We start from the raw sequence: 673 nt of genomic DNA, 5'->3' as shown, positions 1-673 counted from the left end.
ATACCCGTTAATACAAATGCTGTCGTTAACTCACCGCCGATAGCTAGGATAATCACTTGCTCACCAACACTCGGCGCATTCATTGTGCGAGTACTACCGGCACGCAATGTTATCCAGTTAAGCCATTCCGTTTCTAAATCACCGATTTGCACGCGACACCCTTTTTTGACATCAACGGCAGTGACAACACCAATACGGATCATATTTCGTATTAAACGATAAACATCAGCGGACATAGCACGTTATTTCTCTTGTGAAATGGCATTTAAAGTCAATTGGCGAACTAAGTGTTGCCAGCAGCCTAAACAGGTAAATAACGGGACTAAAAACCATTGACCGATGAGCGTTAATGTAAACAAAGCAAGTAAATTTAATGCATTAGCATAGCGATAAACGGTGTTATCCATCGGGACAAGGCTCAGAGGGAAACCGTCTAATTGATAGTGCTTTGTTTGTCTCCCTAGAAATGGCAGATAGTTCATCAATAACCAGAAGGCATAAAATGAAATCACGGTATTCAATATGAGAACAGCAATAAAACTTCCGGCTGTGTTATCAAAAAAGGCAATCAGCGAGTAAAGAATAACGACTAAAGCAGGAATAAAGGGAGTGTATTTACGCATAGCAACCTCAAGAAATTAATTTTCTTAAGCCTGCCATTAATGGCGCAAGT

The 673-nt window shown here is 40.6% G+C and carries 2 protein-coding genes; both read right to left on the bottom strand.

Translation table 11 applies throughout. The features are described 5' to 3' along the window. The coding region (locus tag PROVRUST_RS18405; RefSeq protein ID WP_156777708.1) for a phage baseplate assembly protein V at positions 1–236 on the bottom strand (236 nt) is incomplete at its 3' end. A 6-nt stretch (positions 237–242) separates the two neighbouring features. Further along, a complete protein-coding gene (locus PROVRUST_RS18400) occupies positions 243–623 on the bottom strand; it encodes a hypothetical protein (RefSeq protein WP_006816424.1) in 381 nt (126 codons plus the stop codon). Positions 624–673: the final 50 nt, after the last annotated feature.

Origin of the sequence: Providencia rustigianii DSM 4541, from assembly GCF_000156395.1 — a bacterium.
GTDB classification, from domain to species: domain Bacteria; phylum Pseudomonadota; class Gammaproteobacteria; order Enterobacterales; family Enterobacteriaceae; genus Providencia; species Providencia rustigianii.
This window is presented reverse-complemented; position numbering and strand designations above follow the sequence as displayed.